Origin of the sequence: Streptomyces niveiscabiei (genome assembly GCF_001419795.1) — a bacterium.
Lineage (GTDB): Bacteria > Actinomycetota > Actinomycetes > Streptomycetales > Streptomycetaceae > Streptomyces > Streptomyces niveiscabiei.
This window is the reverse complement of record NZ_LIRL01001261.1, coordinates 1-1,301: the sequence shown is the minus strand read 5'-3', so window position 1 is coordinate 1,301 and position 1,301 is coordinate 1. Positions and strand designations below refer to the sequence as shown.

At 71.5% G+C, this 1,301-nt stretch carries 2 protein-coding genes and 1 pseudogene; all 3 read right to left on the bottom strand.

Annotation, left to right across the window (positions count from 1 at the left end; genetic code table 11):
* Positions 1–237, bottom strand: a pseudogene (locus tag AOK24_RS42870) (NADH-quinone oxidoreductase subunit L); the annotation flags it as partial.
* Positions 234–602: an NADH-quinone oxidoreductase subunit NuoK gene (gene nuoK, locus AOK24_RS42865; RefSeq protein WP_055725260.1), complete on the bottom strand. Its 369-nt coding sequence runs from the start codon at positions 600–602 to the stop codon at positions 234–236. The pseudogene AOK24_RS42870 and the gene nuoK, both read right to left, overlap by 4 nt.
* Positions 602–1,258, bottom strand: a complete 657-nt coding sequence (locus AOK24_RS42860) for an NADH-quinone oxidoreductase subunit J family protein (RefSeq protein WP_055725259.1) — start codon at positions 1,256–1,258, stop codon at positions 602–604. The genes nuoK and AOK24_RS42860 overlap by 1 nt, the downstream gene beginning before the upstream one ends.
* Positions 1,259–1,301 lie beyond the last annotated feature (43 nt).

The following is a 1,301-nucleotide window of genomic DNA, read 5'->3' as shown; positions in this document are numbered from 1 at the left end:
GTGCAGGGCGAGTTCGACGGGGATCGAGCCGGTGGGGGTGAGTTCCGTCGCCGCGTCGATCGCGGCGTCGCCTCCCTGGCGTACGGCGACCAGGGCGGCCAGCGCGAGGGCGGCGAGCGGGGGCAGGACGGCCAGGGGGCGGACGTAGCCGGGGGCCGTGCGGCCCAGGAGGAGGCCTGCGAGCGCACCGAGGAAGGGCAGGAGGGGGACGAGGGTGGCGAGGGTGGTCGTGGTCACGCGGCGGCCTCGGCCTTCTCGTCCCTCGGGTGCGGGGTGCTGTGCGGGGGCTCCGCCGTGTCGCGGAGCCGGTCGATGTCCGAGGTGCCCCGGTTGCGGTACACGGCGAGGACGATCGCGAGGCCGATGCCGATCTCGGCGGCGGCGATCGCGATGGTGAACAGGGTGAGGGCCTGGCCGGAGTGGAGGGTGTCCTCGGCGGTCCTGCTGAGCCAGACGTCGAACGCCACGAGGTTGAGGTTGACCGCGTTGAGCATCAGCTCGACCGACATCAGGACCAGGATCGCGTTGCGGCGGGCCAGGACTCCGTAGAGGCCGGTGCAGAAGAGGAGGGCCGAGAGGACGGCGGGGTAGGCGAGGTGCATCAGCTGGCGCCTTCCTGCTCGGTCGGGGTTTTCGGGGGCCGCGAAGTTTTTTCGAAATCTGTGACTGGATGGGAACTCTGCGTGACCGGTCGGGCGTTCTCGGGGGGAGAGCTCGTATCCGCTTTCGCTTTGCGGGACAGGACGATCGCGCCGACCAGTGCCGCGAGGAGGAGGACGGAGAGGGCCTCGAAGGGCAGGACCCAGTGCCGGAAGAGGCTCTCGCCGGTGACCTTCGTGGAGCCGGCGGCCGGGCCGTCGAGGTCGATCCAGGTGGTGCGGAAGGCGTCGGCGACGACCCAGACCAGGGCGATGGCGGCGACGGCCGCGACCGCCAGGGCGGGCCACCGGTTCCCGGAATCGGCGTCCGGGGAGCGGCCGATGGGGGCGCGGGTCAGCATCAGACCGAAGAGAAGGAGGACGACCACGGAACCGACATAGATGAGGACCTGCACCCAGGCGATGAACTCCGCCGTCAGCAGCAGGTATTCGACGGCGAGTCCCCCGAGGGCCACGACCAGCCAGAGAGCCGCGTGCACCAGCTGCCTGGTGGTCACGGTCACCACGGCGGCGCCCAGGGTCAGCAGGCCGACCAGCAGGAACGCGACCTCGACACCGGTCGGCGAGAGAAAGCCGTGCGGCGCTTGGGCGAGGGTCACTGCCGGCCTCCCGGGGAGTCGGTGGGGGCGGGGCCGTCGGAGG

Excerpts from the sequence above, each read along its gene's own strand:
- nuoK (WP_055725260.1), bottom strand. The coding sequence starts at position 602 with ATGCACCTCGCCTACCCCGCCGTCCTCTCGGCCCTCCTCTTCTGCACC.